This is a genomic window from Polaromonas sp. P3_C2, assembly GCF_056402675.1.
Genome location: NZ_JBFUGX010001102.1, coordinates 1 through 842, shown reverse-complemented (window position 1 = coordinate 842; position 842 = coordinate 1). Strand labels below are relative to the sequence as shown.

The following is an 842-nucleotide window of genomic DNA, read 5'->3' as shown; positions in this document are numbered from 1 at the left end:
GCCTGCAGAGTGGAGTGAAATTCTGATCCGCCTCAGCCTGATCTGGATGGTCTTTATGGGAATTCCCATGGCTTTCCGCCAGGGCGCCATGGTCAGCGTGGATGTGCTCTACCGCTGGAGCCCACCCCGCATCCAGCGGGTGCTGGACTGGCTGGTCTGCATCGCCRCTCTGGCCCTCGTCGCAGTCATCGTCTGGTGGGGCTGGGACTATTCCCTTCGCGGGCGTGTGCAGTCCATGGCCGGCCTTGAATCCATTTCCATGTTCTGGGGTTATGTGGCCATGCCGATCGGCGGCATGTTCTGCGTGATCGGCATCATCGGCAACCTGATTGACACGCAGCGCAATGAACTGGAGACAGCACAATGAAAACCCAAGATGGATTTCACCCCGTTCAAGCAGGGGCCGCGGAACCGGCTTTGCCGGGCCGCAGGCCGGCGGACCCTTTCCCCGTGCAAGGGGCAGGGAACGGCCGCAGGCTCAAAGTGAGTGACCGTGGGGGCCAAGAATGACCGCGGTAATGATCTCGACCATGGTGCTGTGCTTTGCACTCACCGTTTCCGTGGCCGTTTCCATCGGCCTGGCGTCCATCTTCGGTATCCAGGCGTCCAACGCCAACATGCTGATTTCAGTCAAGGAGATGTTCTCCTCGATCAACAAGTTTCCGCTGGCCGCCATTCCCTTCTTCATCCTGGCCGGCAACCTGATGGAAACCGGCGGCATCTCGCGCCGGCTGGTCGAATTCGCCAAAAGCATTGTGGGAGGCGTGCAAGGCGGTCTGCCCATGACCTGCGTGCTGACTTGCATGATTTTTGCGGCAGTGTCCGGCTCCTCTGTGGCCACC

General features: G+C 60.4%; 2 protein-coding genes. Both read left to right on the top strand.

What is annotated here, in order from left to right; genetic code table 11:
* Nucleotides 1-367, top strand: a 367-nt coding sequence (locus AC1DWI_RS24910; RefSeq protein ID WP_477726148.1) for a TRAP transporter small permease, incomplete at its 5' end; no start/stop codon positions are given.
* 139 nt (nucleotides 368-506) lie between these two features.
* Nucleotides 507-842: TRAP transporter large permease subunit (locus AC1DWI_RS24905; protein ID WP_477726147.1), on the top strand; the 336-nt coding region annotated here is incomplete at its 3' end.